Here is a 19411-nt window from a genome sequence, read left to right on the forward strand (position 1 = left end):
TTATAAGATACCAATTATTCATGTAGAAAGCAGGTGATGCAGTGAATAATCGATTTAGCATCGGCCTTTTTATTACTATTATTACGACAAATATTATTCTCTACTTCTTCTTACCATCAAGCATTGTAACGAAATGGGACTTCAATGGAATTCCCACATCAACAATGGATAAAAGCACTTTTGTTATCGTAAATATAATTATATGTTCTTTTTTATTCTTTCTATTTTTAGCATTATCTAAAGCAATGAGTAATCAAAAATTTTTACTATGGACCGGTAATACAATTTTACTATTCTTATTTTTTGTTGATATTGTAATTGCCCTCATTGCTCTTGGCTTCTCACTTCCTCTTGATCATCTAATATTTTTAGCTTTAGGTTTATTATTTATATTAATAGGCTATTTCAGTTCCAAAATTGATACAACTAAATCAACAGTTTCATTGGAATGGAATCATAAACATCTTGAAAAAAGAGCTTCCAATATTTGTAGTGTTTCTATGATGATAGCAGGTATTTTTTTAGCGATTCTTCCGTTTATAGTTCCTGCTCCGTATAGAGGTTACGGAATACTAGCAATTATTTTAGGAATGACACTTGTCATTATATCGAGTATGATTTATTTACTTATAAAAGACAGCAAGCAGTCTACTAATTAAAAAAGTTAATTGAAATACGAAATCGTAAAACGATGAATAAAAAATAGGAGGTTACATCCCTCCTATTTCAGTTAAATATTTTACTTTCACTCTTATTCATTTCAAGTATTATTCCTTTCTCTATCCAACCTTCTATCCCATCTTTCTTTATTAAGTCATAGCCCGCGCAGCTACCATCAATAAGTGAAACAATATCCCCTTTGCTAACACTTATTTGCGCACAAGAAATATCAGTTTTCACTGTATATTCACCTGACTCAAGTTGCTTAATGTATTCATTTTTCACAGTGAGTAACTTATTCGTTTTCTATTGCCTGCATATTGTGTAATCTTGCATCTTCTCCACAGGCTCAATGTAATAATACGGATATGTAACCCCGCCCTGCTTTGTTGAATCTGAATTAAAATCTGCAATTACTTCATACACTGGAAAATAGTCTACATATGTATAAGAAAACGTATCACCTGTAGTTGCCCTCTGAATGATAAATGCATTTAATTGCCCCGCCTCTTTAATCGCATTTCCGCCGTCAATTGCAATAATTTTTTTCTCCTTATCAATAACTGGATTGTTAGACGGTGCTTCTTCAGAATAGTTTACAACAGGCCAATGACCAACTACTACATACTTATTTGCTCTATGTGATTGATTAAAAAATTCGGGCATTGCTATCGCATTTTTGCGCTCCGTTTCTTTCCAATCTACTCTATCTTCAAGTCCAGCATGCACAAAAATATAATCTTCTGTTTCAATCGCTGTTGGCAACTCTGTTAGCCAATTTATTTCTTTTGAAAATTGACTCATTAACACTTCCTTCACTTCTCCAATAGAAGTACCTTCATGAATAGAAAAATGCAATTTCTCTAACCATTCATTAAAAATCGAATGCTTTCTCGTACATAAATAATTAATGAGACCAGGATTTTCATTAATAAGAGCATCAACTAAAACTTCACAATTCCCTTCAACAACATGCACATTTGAATTGCTCTTTACGAGATTCATGACATAGTTTACTACGCCGTTGCTATCTCTTCCTTTCTCACAAAGATCTCCATTAATAATTAAATAATCTTCATCTTTAAAGTTAACTTTATGTAGTAATTCTTTTAAAAGAGGTAATTCTCCATGAATATCAGATATTACGATTACTCTAACATCATTAGGGATTGATAGTTTCTTTATTTTTTCCAAGTATAAGCGCTCCTAACTTTTCTTTATAATTTATAGAAACAATTCAACAAAACAAATTATAAACCTTTCTAAATGAAATAGGTTCTATATATTATGTCATATAGAACCTATCCTTCTTTATAATTTTTTATGAAAAGAAAAACTCACCTTATCATACCCTTCTCTTTCATAAAAACGGTGGGCATCCAATCTAGGAAACGCTGATGTAAGAGCGATAGACTCACACCCATTTTCCATTCCCCAGTCCTCTATATAAGAAAGTAAAACATTCCCATACCCTTTTGATCGATGCGCTTCTGCTGTGACAAGGTCATATACGAAAACGTGCTTCTTATTATAAAAATTCGTACAAATCGCTACACCAGCGAGACTAACAACCTCATCCTCTTCGTTACGTAACGAAAGTAATTTATAATTTTCTTCTTTCATTTTTTGAAATAAAGAACTTGCTTCTTCTTTTGAAAGTTTCGTTCGTAATTGCTGTAAAACGGGTAATACATCGTGTAACTCAGCTTCTGTTACTATTTCACTAATATTCATTATGACTCTCCCCTAACTATTTATAAAATTTTCTAAATGTTATATCATCATTATAGGAAGCAACTGCCCCTTGCTTAAGTGACAGTTCGATTCTTTTTTATAAGGCCAGTATGTAAAGGAGAATTCATAAAATGGATTTTACCATCCCATTACAATTAAAAAGCAAAACACCAATTTACTTACAAATTTACAAATATATAAAACGAGAAATCTCTCAAGGAACGCTCCCTGCCGGCAAACGACTTCCCTCTCATAGAAATTTAGCATTACAACTCAATGTTAGCCGTATTACTGTTGAATCTGCTTATCAACAATTAATTGCTGAAGGATATGTAGAAAGTAAACCGAAACGAGGTATTTTTGTTGCCGAAGTTGATATTAATATCATGTCAAAAAGTGAACAAATTGAGGCATACAAAACTAACAATAATATAGAAGAACAATATGACTATGATTGTAGCCAAGGGCTTATTGATCAAAAAGCTTTTCCGATCACAAACTGGAAAAGGGCCTTACAAGAAACCTTATTACAGTACGAAGATGACTTATTTGCTAAAGAAGACCATCAAGGTGAATTCGTTCTTCGAGAGCATATTTCAAAATATTTATATCATGCCCGCGGGGTACATTCTTCACCTGATCAAATTATTATCGGAGCCGGTACGCAACCTCTTCTTTGGCTACTACTTCAACTGCTCGGCTCTAAAAAAGAATATGGTATCGAAAACCCTGGATTCCACCGTATAACTGCTATGATTCAAAGTTCTGACCTTCCTATTCACCCTATTCCTTTAGATGATAAAGGGATTCATATTTCAGCTTTACGTGAATCAGGTTCCAATGTAGCATACGTCACTCCATCTCACCAATTTCCACTTGGAATAATCATGCCGTTATCTAGAAGACTCGAATTATTAAGATGGGCCAATGATTGCAAAGGATATATTATTGAAGATGATTATGACGGGGAATTTCGTTATGTAGGAAAACCTATTCCCTCTTTACAAGGACTCGATTCAAATGAACGCGTTATTTATATGGGAACTTTCTCGAAATCCTTTTTACCTTCTTTGCGAATGGGGTATATCGTTTTACCACCTCATCTCTTAAAAGTCTATAAAGAGCTTGAAGGTAAGTTTAAACAAACTGTTTCCACAATACAGCAACTCGCTTTTGCAACCTTTATTCACAATGGTGATTGGGAGCGTCATTTAAACCGTAGTCGTACGTTATATAAAAGAAAGCATACATTACTAGTTAAATCTATTAAAAATGAACTGGGATCTCGTGTTCAAATACTTGGCGAACAATCCGGCCTACATATCGTACTTCATGTTCATAATGGTATGAACGAACAAGAACTTATTCATGCTGCTGCAAAGCAACGAATCAAATTGTACCCACTCTCTACATATGATTCTGTACATAATTTAAGAGAGGCGTCATATGTACTACTCGGTTTCGGCAGCATTCCCGAAGATAGTATCGAAACTGTAGTCAAATTACTCAAAGAATCCTGGTTCCCTAATTAAAAATAACTCCACATAAGTTATACTTATGTGGAGTTATTTTACACACTATTTTTCTGATACGTCTCCTGATCGGGCTGTCCTTCCTGGACGCTTTACACCAGTTGTTTCTGTTGAATAAGAAGCTTCAATTATAGCACTTGGATCTACAGAGAGAACGAGATCTTTCATTTTTGGATAAATGAAACGGTTTGTAATACAATAAATGATTCTCTGATGCTCACCTAAAAAACCACCTTCTCCATGTAGATACGTAACAGACAGTTGCAATTCTTTCATAAGCAGTTCGCCAATTTCTTTATTTTTATTCGAAATAATCATGACGCTCTTTCCTTGATTAATACCGTCTAATATGAAATCTATCATTTTCGTAACAATATAGAAAATTGCTAATGAGAACATCGCTTGCTCAATTGAAAATAAAATAGCAACAAATACAAAAATAACTGCATTTACAGCAAGTAAAAATGTACTAATTGGTACTTTAAAATGCTTATTCATCCAAACAGCTAACATTTCTGATCCGTCAATTGCTCCGCCCATTTTTACAACGATCCCAACACCAACTCCAAATAGAACTCCTCCGTAAAGTACAATTAATAATTCCGAAGTTGTAATTGCTGGAAATGGTTTTAAATAAATCAATCCGAGTGTTGTAACAACATTTGCATAAGACGTACGGATAAAGAACTTCTTTCCCATTAATTTTGCAGTAAATAATAAAATAGGAATATTAATTCCTAAAAACACTCCGTAAAGCGGTAATCCTGCAACCTTATTTGCCATAATAGCAATCGCAGTTACCCCTCCGTCCACTAGTCCATTAGGCGCTAAAATAAGTTCTAGTGAACCAGCTACAATAATAGATCCAATTGTTAATAATATGTATTCGAATACTTTTTTCATTCATTACCCCCAAAACATATATATTTTCTTAGTATTATTTTAACGTAATTTTTCTGTAAATACAAAGAAATCGGCTTATATACACATATTTTTCACCTTTTTGGTAATTCTTATGTAGCATTGCTAGCTTTCATTCAGAAATAATTACAATCCTAAATCCCCCCTCATACTTACATTATGTTATATAATTAGTTTATCGAATTTACAGAATAAAAGGAGAATTCGCATGTTACACCAACTATTCACTTCCCCCATCCTATCCGCCCAAGCACTACATCCAGGCTATGACGACCATGCAAGCGACGTGTTTCTCGTAAAAACAGAGGCTGAAGAAGTCATCGTTCGCTCTTCAAAAATGACTGAGGAACCAAACGATGATTTTTGGTGGGGATGCCAAAATCTATTTGGAATTGATCCAAGAAATGTACATCATTTAGAAACGATACACACATTATTGAAAAAGCATACTACCTTACCCATCCCGACTATTTTACAAAAACATGTTTTAGATGGACGAGAGTATGTTATCGCCGAAAAACTAGCAGGAAGTACGCTGCAATCATTTATCGGACAACCTGATTCTATTTTATTCAGCCTTGGAAAAGGACTAGCAGAGATTCATTCATTTAAAGCTAATTTCATAGGAAACCCTTCTGGTACTTTCCAAGTGCCACTTGAAAAATTTAAGTCTCACATTTTAAAAGTAAGTAGCGACCTTGTGAATATGTTTTATTCCGATAACATGAGCATACATAACGCATTTCATACTTTTGAATCACAGCTCTCTTCCTTATCCATAACAAAGGAATCTACACTCGTTTTAATTGATATGGATCCTACTCAGTTTTTATCAGATGGTCAATCCATTACTGGTTTAGTAGATACAGAAGCTTATGCAATTGCTCCACGAGAGTTCGATTTTATCGGATTAGAATATGTACTTACAGAAAAAGAGGCACGTGCTTTTAAACAAGGTTATGAGACCATTATGCCCATTCTTCGTCTTGAAGAATGTAGACAACCCTATCGATATTTATATCGCTTATTATCTGTTCAAGGGAGTGTGGAGTTAGAAAAGTGGTTACGTCATCCATCCTATTTTTAAAAACGATTGCGAGGGATTATGAAATGAATATTGAAAAAAAGAAATCTTTAACAGCAAACGAAATTCAGCAAATGAAAGATTTAGCTCATATTTGCGGACAACACGATCAAATTGATTATTCGTCAGATTTACATGTAAACTTTTTAACTGCTCGTAATAAAGACGAGATAAATGATTTTCTATTTTATGATAATACTCAATTAATTGGTGCATTAAGTATGTATGACTTTGAAAGACCGACTAAACTGGAGTTAATAGGATTTGTTCATCCAAACTATAGAAAACAACATATAGGCACTACCCTTTTACAAACTGCAATGAACGAAATACAAAAAAGAGAAACAGATGAAGCTCTTCTTATAATTAATGGTGACTCTATTTCAGGGAAATCATTTGCAAAACAAATGAACTTGCCATATTTATATAGTGAGTACGGTATGGAGTTCAAAACAAACGAAACACAAAAAACACTGAAAAATAATATTAACCTTACTGTTGCATCTTCTGAATTACTTCCTGATCTTATAGAAATCGCTAGTAAAGCTTTTGGAGATTCAGTAGAAAATACGTCCACATGGCTACAAAAGATGATGACTTCATCTTCTCATCAAATTTACCGTGCTCTTATCGATGAAAAAGTGATAGGAACGATTACTGTTACTGAGCAAAAACACTCTACTACACTATCAGGATTTGCTGTGCATCCATCTTATCAAGGTAAAGGATATGGCAAAGAAATCCTCAGCTATATGGTGCATACCCTCATCACAAAAGGAGTTTCAACAATTGAATTAGAAGTTGAAACAAAAAATAAAAATGCTTTAAAACTTTATACACAATGTGGATTTGAGATTATGACGAAGTATGATTATTATGGATTGTTGGAAAAGAAGTGATTTTTCTTTTAAAGAAGCTTGTTACTCTAAAGACGAAATTATTAATTCTCTAAAATCTGCAGGATTTAACAATATACAATTACACGGTACAAATAGAACATTTTTCATTTATCAAAAATAAAAAAACTGAATCATATCGATTCAGTTTTTTTGTATTATTTTTTTCTTAATATATTTACAACAGTAGTCGTTTCATTCTTTTCTTTATATACACGCGGAATTCTTCTATCTAACATACATGTAACTTCATAGTTAATAGTACCTAATATATCAGCTATTTCTTCTACTGCAATCTCTTCTTCACCTTGTTTGCCGTAGAATACAACTTCGTCTCCTACTTGTACTGGCATCGCTTTTGTAACATCTAGCATAAGCTGATCCATACAAACACGACCAATAACCGGCACTCGAACTCCATTAATTAACGCCTGCCCTTTATTAGATAACTGACGATTATAACCATCAGCATAGCCAATCGGTACAGTCGCAATCCATTCTTCACCCGTTGTTACATACGTATTCCCATAGCTAACACCACGATTTTTCTTTGCATGTTTAACATGAGCTACTTTTGATTTTAAAGACAACGCTGGCTGTAAGGAAGCAACTGTATGATCTACTTCTCTTGAAGGATACATACCGTAAATTCCAATACCGACACGAACCATATTTTGAAATGTGTTACTAAGTTCCATTGATCCTGCACTGTTTGAACTATGAATATATGGAAAATGAATTCCTAATGCTTCCGCTGTATGTACAGCTTTCTCAAACAAACTTGTTTGCATATTCGTATAAGTTTTATCTATTTCATCAGCGGTAGAGTAATGTGTAAACATTCCTACTACTTCTACATATCGCATACGTTTTAACTCTTCAAAAAATGGTTTAACTTCTTCTTCTTGTAAACCGATACGGCTCATTCCTGTATCAATTTTCACATGAATACGCACTTTCTTTTGAAGACGATTTGCAATTTCATTTATACCATGTAAATCTTCTACTCTATAAACAGTCATCATAACGTCATATTGAATTACATCTTCTGCAGCCACTACTGGTGTATAGCCTAAAATTAAAATCGGTACAGTGATTCCAGCTTCTCTTAATTCAATTGCTTCATCTACAAATGCAACAGCAAGTTGGTTTATTCCTGCTTCAATAGCAGCTTTCGCAACTTCAACTGCCCCATGGCCATACCCATTCGCTTTTACAGCAGCCATCATCGCAATATTTTCATCGTTTACATGTTTTTTAAATTCTTTTACATTATGTTTTACAGCATTTAAGTCAACTTCAACAATTGTATCTCTTCCATATTTCAAACTCATTGGTCTAACTCCTAACTCAATAATTGCATTCCATTCTATTTCACGTTTCATATGACCTTTTACAATATAATACTTTTCACTATGCTAGTCAAACTACTAGAATTTTCCGAATTTTGAGTATTATATAATACCCTTAAGAAACTATTATATACGGAGGCGAGGAAAATTACAATGTTTGTCCAATCCGCGTTGCATCAACTTAAAGTTGCTGTTGATAGTTTTATTCATATGCTCAACCAATATAATGATAACAATTTGCAAATAACACCGATTCAATCAAAGCGTTCACTATTTGAAATGTGTACACATCTTTCATTTATTTGTCATGCTGATTCTCTCATCTTAAATGGTATTAAGGAAAAAGAGCTACATACTTTTTATAAAGAGCATACACCTAAAACAATTACTCAAATGCAGCAAACATTGATACAAGGGTACAATCTTCTTTCTAAAACTTTTCTATCCTATTCCAATGAAGAATTAGCGGAAGTTATGACCGCCTATTGGGGTATTTCTTATTCTCGATTTGAATGGTTACTTGAAATTATTGCACATTTTTATCATCACCGTGGGCAAATTCATATTTTATTATGTGAGCATATTCATGATCCTAAGATATCTTTATTCGAATAAAGATATCTTTTTAACGAATTTACCGAAAGAACTCTCCCTCCTCAAACATGTGAAGGGCGATAACCCAACGGTAGGTGGGAGAATTCTTTCGGTTTGGCATAGCCAAAAACTTTTGATAAACTAGCTATATGAAGTTCTTTGATAACTTGATATATGAGGTTGCAGGAAGAAAATAGAGTGCGAAAACCAAGCCATTCGGTTCCTGCGTAAAATATCAACCGTACCAAGAGAGCATCCAAGCGTTGGACATCTAGGGGTGGAACACCCCGAAGTAACGCTCAGGGAGACGAAAGGTTACTTTCGTCATGGAACTGAGAAGCTCCCACTTCAAGCTTTGCTAAGTGGTGAGTAGTTCACATAATCTTAAACTCCTTCAAAGCAAAAGCAATACCACCTTCGCTCGCCTTCTTTGTAACAAAATCCGCTCTTTTCTTTAGCTCTTCCCCACCATTCCCCATCGCAATTCCTAATCCTACATATTGTAACATCTCAACATCATTTCCACCGTCACCAAAAGCAATTGCTTCTGATTTACAAATCTTCAGATGTTCCAATACCTTTTGAATAGCAGTTAGCTTCGATACTTTACTATCTTCCAATACATTCATAACGTAACCATGAAAACGTTCAAACGTAAGCGTTGGATATCTTTTTAAAAATTTTTGGGCTTCTGTTTCATCAGCATACAGACATACACAATAAACCTCTTCTAACAAGTTTCTGACTTTGTCAGGATACTGTTCTAAATTTAACGTTTCGTTTAGTGCTCGTATTACACGTTCATCTTTCGAGGCAATACCATTCATTGCAAATTCCTCTGTAAAATAAGAAACACTGTGACCATGTAATTCAGCGAAATTTGAAATATCATGAACAATTTCACTAGAAAGTACCGTTTTATGTATAACCTCTTCATCACACTTTATATGTGCGCCATTTGCAGAAATAAACGTATTTATGCCTAGTTCTTTAAATTGTGTGCACAAACTATATGGTCTCCCTGTTGTAACAACTACATGAATTCCCGTTTCTATTAATCTTTGTATCGCTTCTTTTGTGCTTTCATGCATACTTCTATCAATCTCACTTAACAACGTACCGTCCACATCAAAAAATACAACTTTGTACATAGCCCCTTACATTCCATCCAAATGGTTTGTATCATTTATAAGATGAACTATTTTCTGTTTATCCGTAAGTTCAATCAAACTAATTCCTGTATCTCCCATTTTAAAATAATAGTCCATTGAAATTGGCATTTGGAAAAATGCACGTAATATACTATTTATTACACCACCATGTGCAACAATTGCAATCCGGTCATATGTATTCTCTGTCACGATTTTAGAAAAGATTCCTTCTATTCTCATTCTAAATTCAATAAATGATTCCCCGTTTTCAAAACGATCGTGAAGATACTTTGGCTCTGGATATTTCTTCGCTTCTTCAAATGACAAACCTGCTTGTACCCCATTATTAAACTCCATTAATTCCTCTTCTAATTGAATTGGGCATCCCATTGCTTCCGCTAATGTTTCAGCAGTTTCACGAGCACGTTTTAATGTACTTGCCCATATGAAATCTGGCGGGAATTCCGCTTTCACTTTCTGGATAAGTTTTTGCACTTGCTGTCTTCCCTTTTCTGTTAATTCAAAATCAGCTCGTCCTTCATGTACATTTAAAATATCAGCTTCTGATTCTCCGTGGCGTATTAGTAGTATTTGCATGTCTATTTCCCCCTTATCTCCTTTTAAACAAGGTTAAATTTTAACATATTATTAAGATTTTTCAAAATAATAAAAGCAATCCCCATTCCTAAAAGAATGAAAATTGCTTTTATTACCAACTAACTTTTTTCTAAACTAGCTTTCGACTTTCCTCCTACTCCCCAATGTGAACTAGGGATTTCATTTACTAAAACACGTACACGCCCAGCATCTACATCTAAATTTTTGGCAACCGCCTCTGTAACATCTGAAATAAGATTTTGAATTTGCTCTCGTCCTCTACCTTCTATTATTTGAATTTGTATAATTGGCATTTCTCTCTCTCTTTACTATTTATTCACAAAACATTGCTACACTTCCTAAGTCATCAAACTGTGCAATAATAGAATCTCCTGCTTTGAATGTAATCGCTTCTGACAATGCTCCACTTAATACGATATCACCTTTTTTAAATCCTTCATTTTGTAAACCAAGTTTATTTACCGCCCAAGCAATCGCCTCTGCTGGATGCCCCAGTACAGCTGCCCCTGTTCCAGTTGTAGCAATCTTTCCGTTTTTCGACATAACCATCCCTATACTAGCTAAATCTATTTTTTTAGCATCAATCCATCTACTTCCTAATAAAAACTTTGAAGATGAACAATTATCTGCTATTACATCAGGTAATGTAAATTTAAAATTTAAATACCTGCTATCAATAATCTCTAAAGCTGGAGCGACATATTTTGTTGCCTTTAATACATCATCGGCTGTAACATTTGTACCTTGTAAATCCTCTCCTATTAAAAATGCAACCTCTGGTTCTACTTTTGGATGAATTAATGTTTCATATCGCAACGGCTCCCATTCGAACGCTATCATATCATGTAACAAATACCCGTAAATCGCTTCATCAATCCCCATCATTTGTTGTTTTGCCCTACTCGTTAATCCAAGTTTTACACCAACTCTTTTAGAACCTTCCTTCACTTTTTGTTCAATTAAACATTTTTGTAATCTATAAGCATCATCCACCGTTAAATCAGGATGCTTATCCGTTACTTTCACTACTTCTTTCCTTTCCTTTTCAGCCTGAAGTAAATAGTCAACAATTTCTAAATCTGCCCCTTTCACTAAAGCCACTTTTTACACCCCCGTTTTTATCTTTGCTAATTCTGCCGCTACATCTAAAATCATATCCTCTTGTCCACCAACTACTTTTCTTTTCCCAAGTTCTATTAAAATATCACGAGCGTCTACACCAAAACGCTTTGCCGCTCTTTCAGCATGTAATAAAAAGCTAGAGTATACACCAGCATACCCCATTACAAGACTACCTTTTTGAATTTCTTGCGGTCCCGGTAATAACGGAGCGACTACGTCCTCTGCTAAGTCCATCATCTTATACAGATCTATATCTAGTTCATATCCCATACGATCTAAAACGGCGAGCAATACTTCTGTTTGTGCATTTCCAGCCCCCGCTCCAAGACACCGTACACTTCCATCAATACGTGTCGCACCTTCTTCAATTGCCGCCACTGTATTCGCTACTGCAACAGAAAGGTTGTTATGGCCATGGAAGCCAATTTCAACATTTAAAGATTGACGTAATGCACGAATACGTTCACGTACTTCATGAGGCAATAAAGCACCAGCTGAATCAGTTACATAAATCGCTTCTGCACCATAGGCCTCCATTAGCTTTGCTTGTTCTACTAACTTTTCAACCGGTGCAGAATGTGCCATCATTAAAAAACCGCACACTTCCATACCTAACTCACGTGCAAATTGAATATGCTGAGCTGAAACATCCGCTTCTGTTACATGCGTTGCTACACGAACAAGTTTCGCACCAATATTTGCAGCTTGCTTTAGTTCATGGATAGTTCCAATACCAGGAATTAACAAAACAGCTACTTTAGCTTGCTTGCACTCATCTACCGCTGCTTCAATCAGCTTCATTTCATTAATTAGCGACTTTCCATATTGTAATGTGGAGCCTCCTAAACCATCTCCATGACTCACTTCGATATAATGCATACCAGCTTCATCTAATGCCCTTGTTACAGAACGAACTTGTTCTTCTGTAAATTGATGTTTCATTACATGACTTCCATCACGTAAACAAACTTCCGTTATTTTAATTGGCATTTTACTATTTCGCCTCATTCATTACACCTCTTTTCATTTCTGAAATGATCTGCGCTGCAAACTCTTCACCAACTTTTAATGCCGCTGCTGTCATAATATCTAAATTACCGGCATAAGGAGGAAAATAATCTCCAGCTCCTTCAACCTCTAAAAATACAGTCACACGATTCCCATCAAACATTGGCTCTTGTTTTAACGCATAACCTGGAACATACGTCCTAACTACTTCCACCATCTTTTGAATCGCCTCTCGGATAGCAACCTTATCCATATACTTAACTTCACAATATACTGTATCTCTCATTAAAATAGGAGGGTCCGCAGGATTTAATATAATGAGTGCTTTCCCCTGATCTGCCCCGCCAATTTCTTCAATTCCACGCCTTGTCGTAATTGTGAATTCATCAATATTCGCCCTTGTACCTGGACCTGCACTTAAACTTGAAATTGTAGCAACTATCTCTGCATATGTAACATTTGCCACCTCATTAATAGCATGCACAATCGGAATCGTTGCTTGTCCCCCGCACGTAATCATATTAACGTTTTGCTTATCTACAAAATCATTATTTTGTAAAGCAGGGCAAACGAACGGTCCACATGCAGCAGGTGTTAAGTCGATTACTTTTTTTCCAAGCTCTCCCAATACTTTTGCATGATAATTATGTGCTTTAGCTGAAGTTGCATCAAATACAATATCAGCTATACTCGGCTTATCAATAATTGCTTGTATCCCGTTATCAAAAACCACATATCCCTCTTCTTTTGCTCGCTTTAAGCCATCCGATTCTGAATCTATTCCAATCATGGCATTCAGCTCTATGACTTCACTTTTTCTTAACTTATACATTAAATCCGTGCCAATATTACCTGATCCAATAATAACTGCCTTTACTTTTTCCACATCTATCCCCCCTTTTTCACCGCTTTAATCTATTTGAATTTAACAAAAACCGATCCTAGTGAACCGAAATCAGCTTGAATACTATCTTTACTATTCACTGCGACTGCACCAGATAACGCACCTGGTAAAATTAACTCACCTGCTTTTAATCCAATATTAAATTCATGAAGTTTATTAGCTAACCAAGCAACAGCTTGCGCAGGATGCCCTAATGCTGCTGCGCCAGCTCCTGTAGCAATTAAACAATTATTCTTATAAAGTGTCATTCCTGTTGTACGTAAATCTACTTTATCAATGCTAGAGAATGTATCACCAACTACAACTTTTGCCGATGACCCATTATCAGCCACTGTATCAGCAAGCTGAATCTTCCAATCGGCAATTCTACTATCAATAATTTCAAGTGTAGGCACGACATATTTCGTCGCCATTAGAACATCAACATATGTAATGTTAGGACCGCTTAAGTCTTCTGCTAAAACAAAACCTATTTCTGCTTCTATCTTTGGAGATACAAAGGAGTCTATTGAAATTTCACTACCATTTTCTATCTTCATATCATCTAGTAAATGTCCATAGTCAGGTTCATCTACTCCAAGCATTTGTTGCATTGCAACACTCGTAAGACCGATTTTCTTCCCAATTATGCTACGCCCACTCTCTAATTTCCTCTCTATAACTTCAAGTTGAATATTATAAGCATCCAAAACTGATAAATTAGAATACCTCTCTGTAAAAGGAGTAATCCCTACACACGAATTTTCAGCTTGTATTAGTTCATCTGCTAATTCTTTAATTAATAACTGCACTCATCTCACCCCATTTTTCAATTTTATACTTATCGCACATCAACGAAACTTTAATTAGCCCCCACCTAGCTTCTTTGTTTCCACATAATTTTGAGGTGGGAGCTTTACTGTTCACAAATAGTCGGATAAAACTCCACTGATGCAGCATTGACTTTATAATTTCATCGTAACTGTCTTAGCTTCTGTATAAAATTCAAAACTATGACGTCCACCTTCTCTACCAATCCCGCTAGCCTTCGAACCTCCAAATGGAGTACGTAAATCTCGAACATACCAACAATTAATCCATAGTAAGCCTGAATCAATTTGTGAAACAACTCGTTGTGCTCGTCTAAGATCGTTCGTCCAAACAACTCCAGCTAGTCCATAAACGGAATCGTTCGCAATGCGAATTGCATCCTCCTCCGTTTTAAATGGGATAACAACTAGAACTGGGCCAAATATCTCTTCTTGCGCTACACGCATACTGTTATCAACATCATATAGAATAGTAGGTTCATAAAAATTCCCTTCTACTAAACTTTTAACTCTTTTTCCACCATAGGCTAATTTTGCGCCTTCCGAAATCCCTATTTCTACGTAACAATCAACTGTTTCTAAATGAGATTTTGATACAAGCGCTCCCATATCGGTATCTTCAGAAAGAGGATCTCCCACTTTTATTCTTTTTACAGCCGCTACAAATTTCTCTAAAAACTGTTCATATACACTTTCTTGCACAAGTAATCTTGAACCAGCTAAACAAATTTCTCCTTGGTTCCGATAAATAGCTTCAATCGATCCCTGTACTGCTTCATCTAAATCCGCATCTTCAAATACGATATTTGCTGATTTACCTCCTAACTCTAATGAAACCGGAATTAAGTTTTCTGATGCATTACGCATAATTGTTTTTCCTGTGTTACTTTCTCCAACAAATGAAATTCTTCTTACAGCTGGATGTGTTGTCATTGTTGTCCCAACAGTATTTCCTGGACCTGTAATAATATTAAGTACACCTGGAGGTAGCCCAGCATCATTTGCAATTTCACCGAGCATAACTGTACTTAAAGGGGTATACGAGGCTGGTTTGACAACAACAGTATTACCAGAAGCAAGTGCAGCTGATGCTTTCCACGTCATTTGCATAAATGGCAAGTTCCAAGGAATGATTAAACTAGTCACTCCCGCTGGAGCATACTTTGCATATGACATAAAGTTATGTTTGTCATAATGCTCATGCACCATATATTTAGCCATTTCAGCAAAGAAGCGAAAATTATGAGCCGAGCGTGGTATATCGAACCCTTTACTTTCTTTAATTGGTTTTCCAACATCAAGAGTTTCTAAATACGCTAGTTCATCCACTCTTTCCATAATCAAATCCGACATTTTGCATAAAATATTCGATCGTTCTTCCACAGGCATTTTACTCCAAATACCACTTTTAAATGTTCGTTCTGCCACATCAATTGCTCTTTTTGTGTCCTCTTCATTTGCCTTTGCTATAGAAGCAAGCTTTCTATTCGTCGCTGGATTGAACGTATCAAACGTTTCGCCGGATATAGAATCCACATATTGTCCATCAATAAACAACTTCGCATCTTTTACTTTCAGTTTTTCAGTTAATAATTCTTTGTTCACCTTCCTTACCTCCTATTCCTCAATTTCTAAAACCATCTCAATTTCAATTGTTGTGTTATTAGGTAATTGAGCCATTCCGACAGCAGAGCGGGCGTGTTTTCCCTTTTCCCCAAAAATATCAACTAATAAATCCGATGCTCCATTCATTACCTTTGGCTGATCGATAAAATCTTCTGTACAATTTACAAAACCAAGCATCTTTACAACTCGTTTTACCTTATTTAAATCACCAAGTTCGTTTCTCACAACACTTAACAAATTCAACATTGATTGTCTTGCTGCTTTATATCCCTCATCAATTGGTATATCCTTTCCTAATTTCCCATGATACTCATCTACACCTTGTCCAGCAGTAAACAATAAGTTACCCACTTTTACACAACTAACATAATTTCCGACTGCTGGACGAATAGCTGGTAGTGTGATACCTAACTCACTTAATTTATTCTCAGGTGTTTGTACTCTCTGCATATGCTTCACCTCGTTTTTTTATATCAATATTTAAAAATTCCGCAGCATTTCCCCCAAGCATTGCTGCCTTTTGTTCCTCAGATAAACTGGATGTCTCGTCAATCACTTTTCCTGGATCAATTTCTCGCAATAAAAATGGATAATCCGAACCCATGAAAATTTTTTCATGTCCAAATCTTTCAATCATATATTTCAAATTAATAGGATCGTAATTTAAAGAATCAAAATAAAATTTCTTTGCATAATAACTAGGAGGGTGTGTAGTCAACCGCAAATGTGGCCATACTTTCCACCCCTGATCTAATCTTGGCAAAATATATGGGAAAGACCCTCCACCATGCGCAAAACAAACCTTCAACCGTGGAAACTTCTCCATAATCCCACTCCATATAAGTGTAGCTGCCGCTAGAGCCGTTTCACTTGGCATCCCGACTGTATACATAAAATTATGATGCGGCATTCTATCGCGCCCTAATGTTTCCCATGGATGAATAAAAATTGGAACTTGCCACTTTTCGGCCATTCGAAAGAATTCAATAAATGATGGATCATCTAAATTTTTCCCATTTACGTTTGTACCAATTTCAATACCATGTAAATTTAATTCCGTAATACACCGCTCCATTTCACGAACCGCAGTTTCCCCATCTTGCATCGGAACCGTTCCTAATCCGACAAAACGATCTGGATATGCTAAAACTGTTTCTGCAATAAAATCATTTTGAATACGTGCCATACTTTCAGCTTCCTCTGGTTTTGCCCAATACGAAAATGTGACAGGGATTGGTGATAAAACTTGAATATCGACACCTTCACGGTTCATATCTTCAATCCTTTTCTCAGGACACCATACTTGATCTGTCACGTCGCGAAAATTTTTGCCTCCAACCATAATACTTGCACCACATGTACAAGTCCGATTTAATATTGGCCAACGACCGCCACCAAACTTCTCTTCAAAATCCGGAAAAGTTTCAGGAATAATATGTGTATGAAAATCTATTCGCACTTCCATTCCTCCACTTCTTCCGGCATAATGTAACCACAGTTTTTACATGCACGAATTTCTTTATTTGAATTAAAACTATGAATCGCTTCTTTTACTTGTTTTTCAATATCATTTAATTGAACACGTACACGATGCATTTCATGATTACACTCGTCACAGAACCAAACGAAATCCTCGAGTTCTCCTTGGTTACGTTTTCTTTCAATTACTAGCCCATATGTGTTAGCAATGCGATGTGGTGAATGAGGTACCATAGCTGGTAGCATAAATACATCGCCTTCTTTTACTGTAACGACTTCACGCTTACCTTCCTCTGTAATACATTCCACATAACAGTCACCTTTAATTTGATAAAAAAACTCATCTGAGGGATCTACATGGAAATCACGTCTTCTATTTGGACCACCTAATATCATGGCGATAAATTCCGAGTCCTGCCAAATAACCTTATTATTTACCGGCGGCTTCAACAAAGCTTTATTCTCATCAATCCATTTTAGTAAATTAAAAGATTGTAATGTTTTTGACATATTTCTTCCTCCTCATTATTCCTTCTATTTATATCGTTTTGAAAGACCATCCGAGTAAAGAGCTAGACTTTTGCAACTCTCCTTGACATACATGATTTCTAATTCTTGTTGAAGATATCCGCTCACCTTCTTCACAACACACATCTTCTACTATAGAAATATTGAAGTGTTCTCGTAGAAGCTCTATATCACCCTCTCGATTTTTTCCAAATCTAAAATCTTGGCCAATATAAATTTCTACAGGACATAACCTTTGTAGCTCTTTAACAAAATAACTCGCCCTTTTTGTTACATAGGACTCATCAAAACGAATTGCAACTATATGTTCAACACCAAGATTCTGAAGACGTTTCACCTTCTCATCAATTGGCGTTAATATTCGAGCGCCTTGAAAATAAGAACGTGGTGGTGGATCAAATGTATACACAACATTTGTAATCTTTAATTCTTTCGCTCTATGAATCGCGTTTTTAATAACAACTTGATGACCTTTATGTACGCCATCAAAAGCACCAATTGAGACAATTGATCTCTTTAATACCGGTATACAGTTATCATGTATATAAATGAATCTCACCTCTCTTTTTGGAATTAAATTTCCAAAAACCCAAACTCCTTCGAAATTAAATTCGCCGTATTCATCACACTTTGAATTATGATTTCACGATTACTTCCCTGCATATACGATATAGGTCCAACAATATTAAGCGCTGCAATTGTTCTCCCAGTGTAAGATCGAATGGGAGCTGCAATTCCATACAATCCATGCTCATTTTCATTATCACTAATTGAATAACCTTGCTTACGAATCGTCTGTAACTCTGTCTGGAATTGTTTCACGCAAGTAATTGTATTGGGTGCTCGTGGTAAAAGCCTTTTTTCTGAAGTAAATTCTAAGGGAGATGAATTAAATGAAAGCAACACTTTCCCTGTACTTGTACAATACGCAGGCTCTCTTGATCCAACATGTGTTGAAATTTGAACGGAATCCTTTGATGAAACTTTCAAAATAAATACAACATCACCACGATCAAACATGCCAATATGCACAGTTCCATTAAAATTCCTTACAAGCTCTTCTACAAGCGGAATTGCTCCACTATAAATCTCTTGCTGAAACATTACTTGATTTCCCCACTCTAATAATTTCCAACCTAATCTATATTTTCTTTGCTCATCTTGAATGAGCATTCCTTCTTCACACAACGTACGAACAAGGTGATGAACCGTACTAGCATTCATATTTAGTTTTTCCGCTATTTCAGAATTTCCTAGTACAGGTTCATCACTCGTAAAACAATTTAGAATTTTACAAATTTTACTGATAGAAGCGATCAAATCATTTACCTCCCCTATTTCAGTTAAAGTTCTCTATTTTACATGTTGTTAATAATATAAGAAGATTTACATC

At 35.4% G+C, this 19411-nt stretch carries 21 protein-coding genes and 2 pseudogenes; 6 read left to right on the top strand and 17 right to left on the bottom strand.

The genetic code is table 11. The features are described from left to right. The first annotated feature begins 41 nt into the window (after window positions 1–41). Entirely contained in the window at window positions 42–659 is a 618-nt protein-coding gene (locus VK90_RS10445) for a DUF1648 domain-containing protein (protein ID WP_048372572.1), read from the top strand. Between the two features lie 67 nt (window positions 660–726). On the opposite strand, the pseudogene VK90_RS10450 reads toward VK90_RS10445, so the two are convergent. Continuing rightward, window positions 727–1854, bottom strand: a pseudogene (locus tag VK90_RS10450) (metallophosphoesterase). A gap of 117 nt (window positions 1855–1971) precedes the next feature. After that, the gene (locus tag VK90_RS10455) at window positions 1972–2394 is read right to left on the bottom strand and encodes a GNAT family N-acetyltransferase (RefSeq protein ID WP_002171578.1); all 423 of its coding nucleotides are present in this window, start codon (window positions 2392–2394) and stop codon (window positions 1972–1974) included. Between the two features lie 131 nt (window positions 2395–2525). Here VK90_RS10455 and pdxR point away from each other — a divergent pair, with 131 nt between their 5' ends. Beyond that, on the top strand, window positions 2526–3926 hold the full coding sequence (gene pdxR, locus VK90_RS10460) for a MocR-like pyridoxine biosynthesis transcription factor PdxR (RefSeq protein ID WP_048372575.1): 1401 nt from the start codon (window positions 2526–2528) through the stop codon (window positions 3924–3926). A 45-nt stretch (window positions 3927–3971) separates the two neighbouring features. Here pdxR and VK90_RS10465 read toward each other — a convergent pair whose 3' ends face one another. Beyond that, window positions 3972–4829, bottom strand: coding sequence for a YitT family protein (locus VK90_RS10465; RefSeq protein ID WP_048372577.1), 858 nt, complete (start codon window positions 4827–4829; stop codon window positions 3972–3974). A 226-nt stretch (window positions 4830–5055) separates the two neighbouring features. Here VK90_RS10465 and VK90_RS10470 point away from each other — a divergent pair, with 226 nt between their 5' ends. From VK90_RS10470 to VK90_RS31400, 3 genes and pseudogenes are all read left to right on the top strand, one after another. Beyond that, window positions 5056–5934 (top strand): nitrate reductase, encoded by an 879-nt coding sequence (locus VK90_RS10470; protein WP_048372578.1) that lies wholly within the window; start codon window positions 5056–5058, stop codon window positions 5932–5934. A gap of 23 nt (window positions 5935–5957) precedes the next feature. After that, the gene (locus VK90_RS10475; RefSeq protein ID WP_048372867.1) at window positions 5958–6830 is read left to right on the top strand and encodes a GNAT family N-acetyltransferase; all 873 of its coding nucleotides are present in this window, start codon (window positions 5958–5960) and stop codon (window positions 6828–6830) included. Further along, window positions 6817–6951: pseudogene (locus VK90_RS31400) on the top strand (class I SAM-dependent methyltransferase); the annotation flags it as partial. The gene VK90_RS10475 and the pseudogene VK90_RS31400, both read left to right, overlap by 14 nt. 34 nt (window positions 6952–6985) lie before the next feature. On the opposite strand, the gene alr reads toward VK90_RS31400, so the two are convergent. Beyond that, window positions 6986–8161 (bottom strand): alanine racemase, encoded by a 1176-nt coding sequence (gene alr, locus VK90_RS10480; RefSeq protein ID WP_048372869.1) that lies wholly within the window; start codon window positions 8159–8161, stop codon window positions 6986–6988. A 171-nt stretch (window positions 8162–8332) separates the two neighbouring features. On the opposite strand from alr, the gene VK90_RS10485 reads away from it, so the two are divergent. After that, the gene (locus tag VK90_RS10485) at window positions 8333–8794 is read left to right on the top strand and encodes a DinB family protein (RefSeq protein ID WP_048372580.1); all 462 of its coding nucleotides are present in this window, start codon (window positions 8333–8335) and stop codon (window positions 8792–8794) included. Window positions 8795–9147: 353 nt separating this feature from the next. On the opposite strand, the gene VK90_RS10490 is transcribed toward VK90_RS10485, so the two are convergent. From VK90_RS10490 to VK90_RS10550, 13 genes are all read right to left on the bottom strand, one after another. Further along, a complete protein-coding gene (locus VK90_RS10490; RefSeq protein ID WP_048372582.1) occupies window positions 9148–9924 on the bottom strand; it encodes a Cof-type HAD-IIB family hydrolase in 777 nt (258 codons plus the stop codon). A 6-nt stretch (window positions 9925–9930) separates the two neighbouring features. Next, window positions 9931–10521, bottom strand: a complete 591-nt coding sequence (locus tag VK90_RS10495) for a histidine phosphatase family protein (RefSeq protein ID WP_048372584.1) — start codon at window positions 10519–10521, stop codon at window positions 9931–9933. A 119-nt stretch (window positions 10522–10640) separates the two neighbouring features. Continuing rightward, on the bottom strand, window positions 10641–10835 hold the full coding sequence (locus VK90_RS10500) for a 4-oxalocrotonate tautomerase (RefSeq protein WP_025149910.1): 195 nt from the start codon (window positions 10833–10835) through the stop codon (window positions 10641–10643). Window positions 10836–10854: 19 nt separating this feature from the next. Continuing rightward, complete coding sequence (locus VK90_RS10505) at window positions 10855–11643, bottom strand: 2-keto-4-pentenoate hydratase (RefSeq protein ID WP_048372586.1); 789 nt, start codon at window positions 11641–11643, stop codon at window positions 10855–10857. A 3-nt stretch (window positions 11644–11646) separates the two neighbouring features. After that, the gene (gene dmpG, locus VK90_RS10510; RefSeq protein WP_025149912.1) at window positions 11647–12672 is read right to left on the bottom strand and encodes a 4-hydroxy-2-oxovalerate aldolase; all 1026 of its coding nucleotides are present in this window, start codon (window positions 12670–12672) and stop codon (window positions 11647–11649) included. Then, on the bottom strand, window positions 12659–13558 hold the full coding sequence (locus VK90_RS10515; protein WP_048372588.1) for an acetaldehyde dehydrogenase (acetylating): 900 nt from the start codon (window positions 13556–13558) through the stop codon (window positions 12659–12661). The genes dmpG and VK90_RS10515 overlap by 14 nt, the downstream gene beginning before the upstream one ends. A 29-nt stretch (window positions 13559–13587) precedes the next feature. After that, window positions 13588–14367: a 2-keto-4-pentenoate hydratase gene (locus tag VK90_RS10520; protein WP_048372590.1), complete on the bottom strand. Its 780-nt coding sequence runs from the start codon at window positions 14365–14367 to the stop codon at window positions 13588–13590. A 153-nt stretch (window positions 14368–14520) separates the two neighbouring features. Next, window positions 14521–15990, bottom strand: a complete 1470-nt coding sequence (locus VK90_RS10525) for an aldehyde dehydrogenase (RefSeq protein ID WP_048372592.1) — start codon at window positions 15988–15990, stop codon at window positions 14521–14523. 12 nt (window positions 15991–16002) lie between these two features. Next, window positions 16003–16461 (bottom strand): RidA family protein, encoded by a 459-nt coding sequence (locus tag VK90_RS10530; RefSeq protein WP_002171562.1) that lies wholly within the window; start codon window positions 16459–16461, stop codon window positions 16003–16005. Further along, window positions 16439–17476 (bottom strand): amidohydrolase family protein, encoded by a 1038-nt coding sequence (locus VK90_RS10535; RefSeq protein WP_029953043.1) that lies wholly within the window; start codon window positions 17474–17476, stop codon window positions 16439–16441. Before VK90_RS10535 ends, VK90_RS10530 begins: the two co-directional genes overlap by 23 nt. Next, entirely contained in the window at window positions 17461–18000 is a 540-nt protein-coding gene (gene nbaC / locus VK90_RS10540) for a 3-hydroxyanthranilate 3,4-dioxygenase (protein WP_048372594.1), read from the bottom strand. Before nbaC ends, VK90_RS10535 begins: the two co-directional genes overlap by 16 nt. A gap of 28 nt (window positions 18001–18028) precedes the next feature. Continuing rightward, entirely contained in the window at window positions 18029–18577 is a 549-nt protein-coding gene (locus VK90_RS10545; protein WP_048372596.1) for an FAD synthetase family protein, read from the bottom strand. Between the two features lie 14 nt (window positions 18578–18591). Continuing rightward, window positions 18592–19338 carry an IclR family transcriptional regulator gene (locus VK90_RS10550; RefSeq protein WP_002171558.1) on the bottom strand — a complete coding sequence of 249 codons (747 nt, stop codon included), beginning with the start codon at window positions 19336–19338 and terminating at the stop codon, window positions 18592–18594. Between the last annotated feature and the right edge of the window lie 73 nt (window positions 19339–19411).

The sequence above is a fragment of the Bacillus sp. LK2 genome, assembly GCF_001043575.1.
Classification (GTDB): Bacteria; Bacillota; Bacilli; order Bacillales; family Bacillaceae_G; genus Bacillus_A; species Bacillus_A paramycoides.

Bases quoted from the DNA above. Each gene is read 5' to 3' on its own strand.
- VK90_RS10490 (WP_048372582.1), bottom strand. From the start codon at position 9,924: ATGTACAAAGTTGTATTTTTTGATGTGGACGGTACGTTGTTAAGTGAG.
- dmpG (WP_025149912.1), bottom strand. From the start codon at position 12,672: ATGAGGCGAAATAGTAAAATGCCAATTAAAATAACGGAAGTTTGTTTA.
- nbaC (WP_048372594.1), bottom strand. From the start codon at position 18,000: ATGTCAAAAACATTACAATCTTTTAATTTACTAAAATGGATTGATGAG.
- VK90_RS10465 (WP_048372577.1), bottom strand. From the start codon at position 4,829: ATGAAAAAAGTATTCGAATACATATTATTAACAATTGGATCTATTATT.
- VK90_RS10530 (WP_002171562.1), bottom strand. From the start codon at position 16,461: ATGCAGAGAGTACAAACACCTGAGAATAAATTAAGTGAGTTAGGTATC.
- pdxR (WP_048372575.1), top strand. From the start codon at position 2,526: ATGGATTTTACCATCCCATTACAATTAAAAAGCAAAACACCAATTTAC.
- alr (WP_048372869.1), bottom strand. From the start codon at position 8,161: ATGAGTTTGAAATATGGAAGAGATACAATTGTTGAAGTTGACTTAAAT.
- VK90_RS10495 (WP_048372584.1), bottom strand. From the start codon at position 10,521: ATGCAAATACTACTAATACGCCACGGAGAATCAGAAGCTGATATTTTA.
- VK90_RS10535 (WP_029953043.1), bottom strand. From the start codon at position 17,476: ATGGAAGTGCGAATAGATTTTCATACACATATTATTCCTGAAACTTTT.
- VK90_RS10485 (WP_048372580.1), top strand. From the start codon at position 8,333: ATGTTTGTCCAATCCGCGTTGCATCAACTTAAAGTTGCTGTTGATAGT.
- VK90_RS10455 (WP_002171578.1), bottom strand. From the start codon at position 2,394: ATGAATATTAGTGAAATAGTAACAGAAGCTGAGTTACACGATGTATTA.
- VK90_RS10475 (WP_048372867.1), top strand. From the start codon at position 5,958: ATGAATATTGAAAAAAAGAAATCTTTAACAGCAAACGAAATTCAGCAA.
- VK90_RS10500 (WP_025149910.1), bottom strand. From the start codon at position 10,835: ATGCCAATTATACAAATTCAAATAATAGAAGGTAGAGGACGAGAGCAA.
- VK90_RS10470 (WP_048372578.1), top strand. From the start codon at position 5,056: ATGTTACACCAACTATTCACTTCCCCCATCCTATCCGCCCAAGCACTA.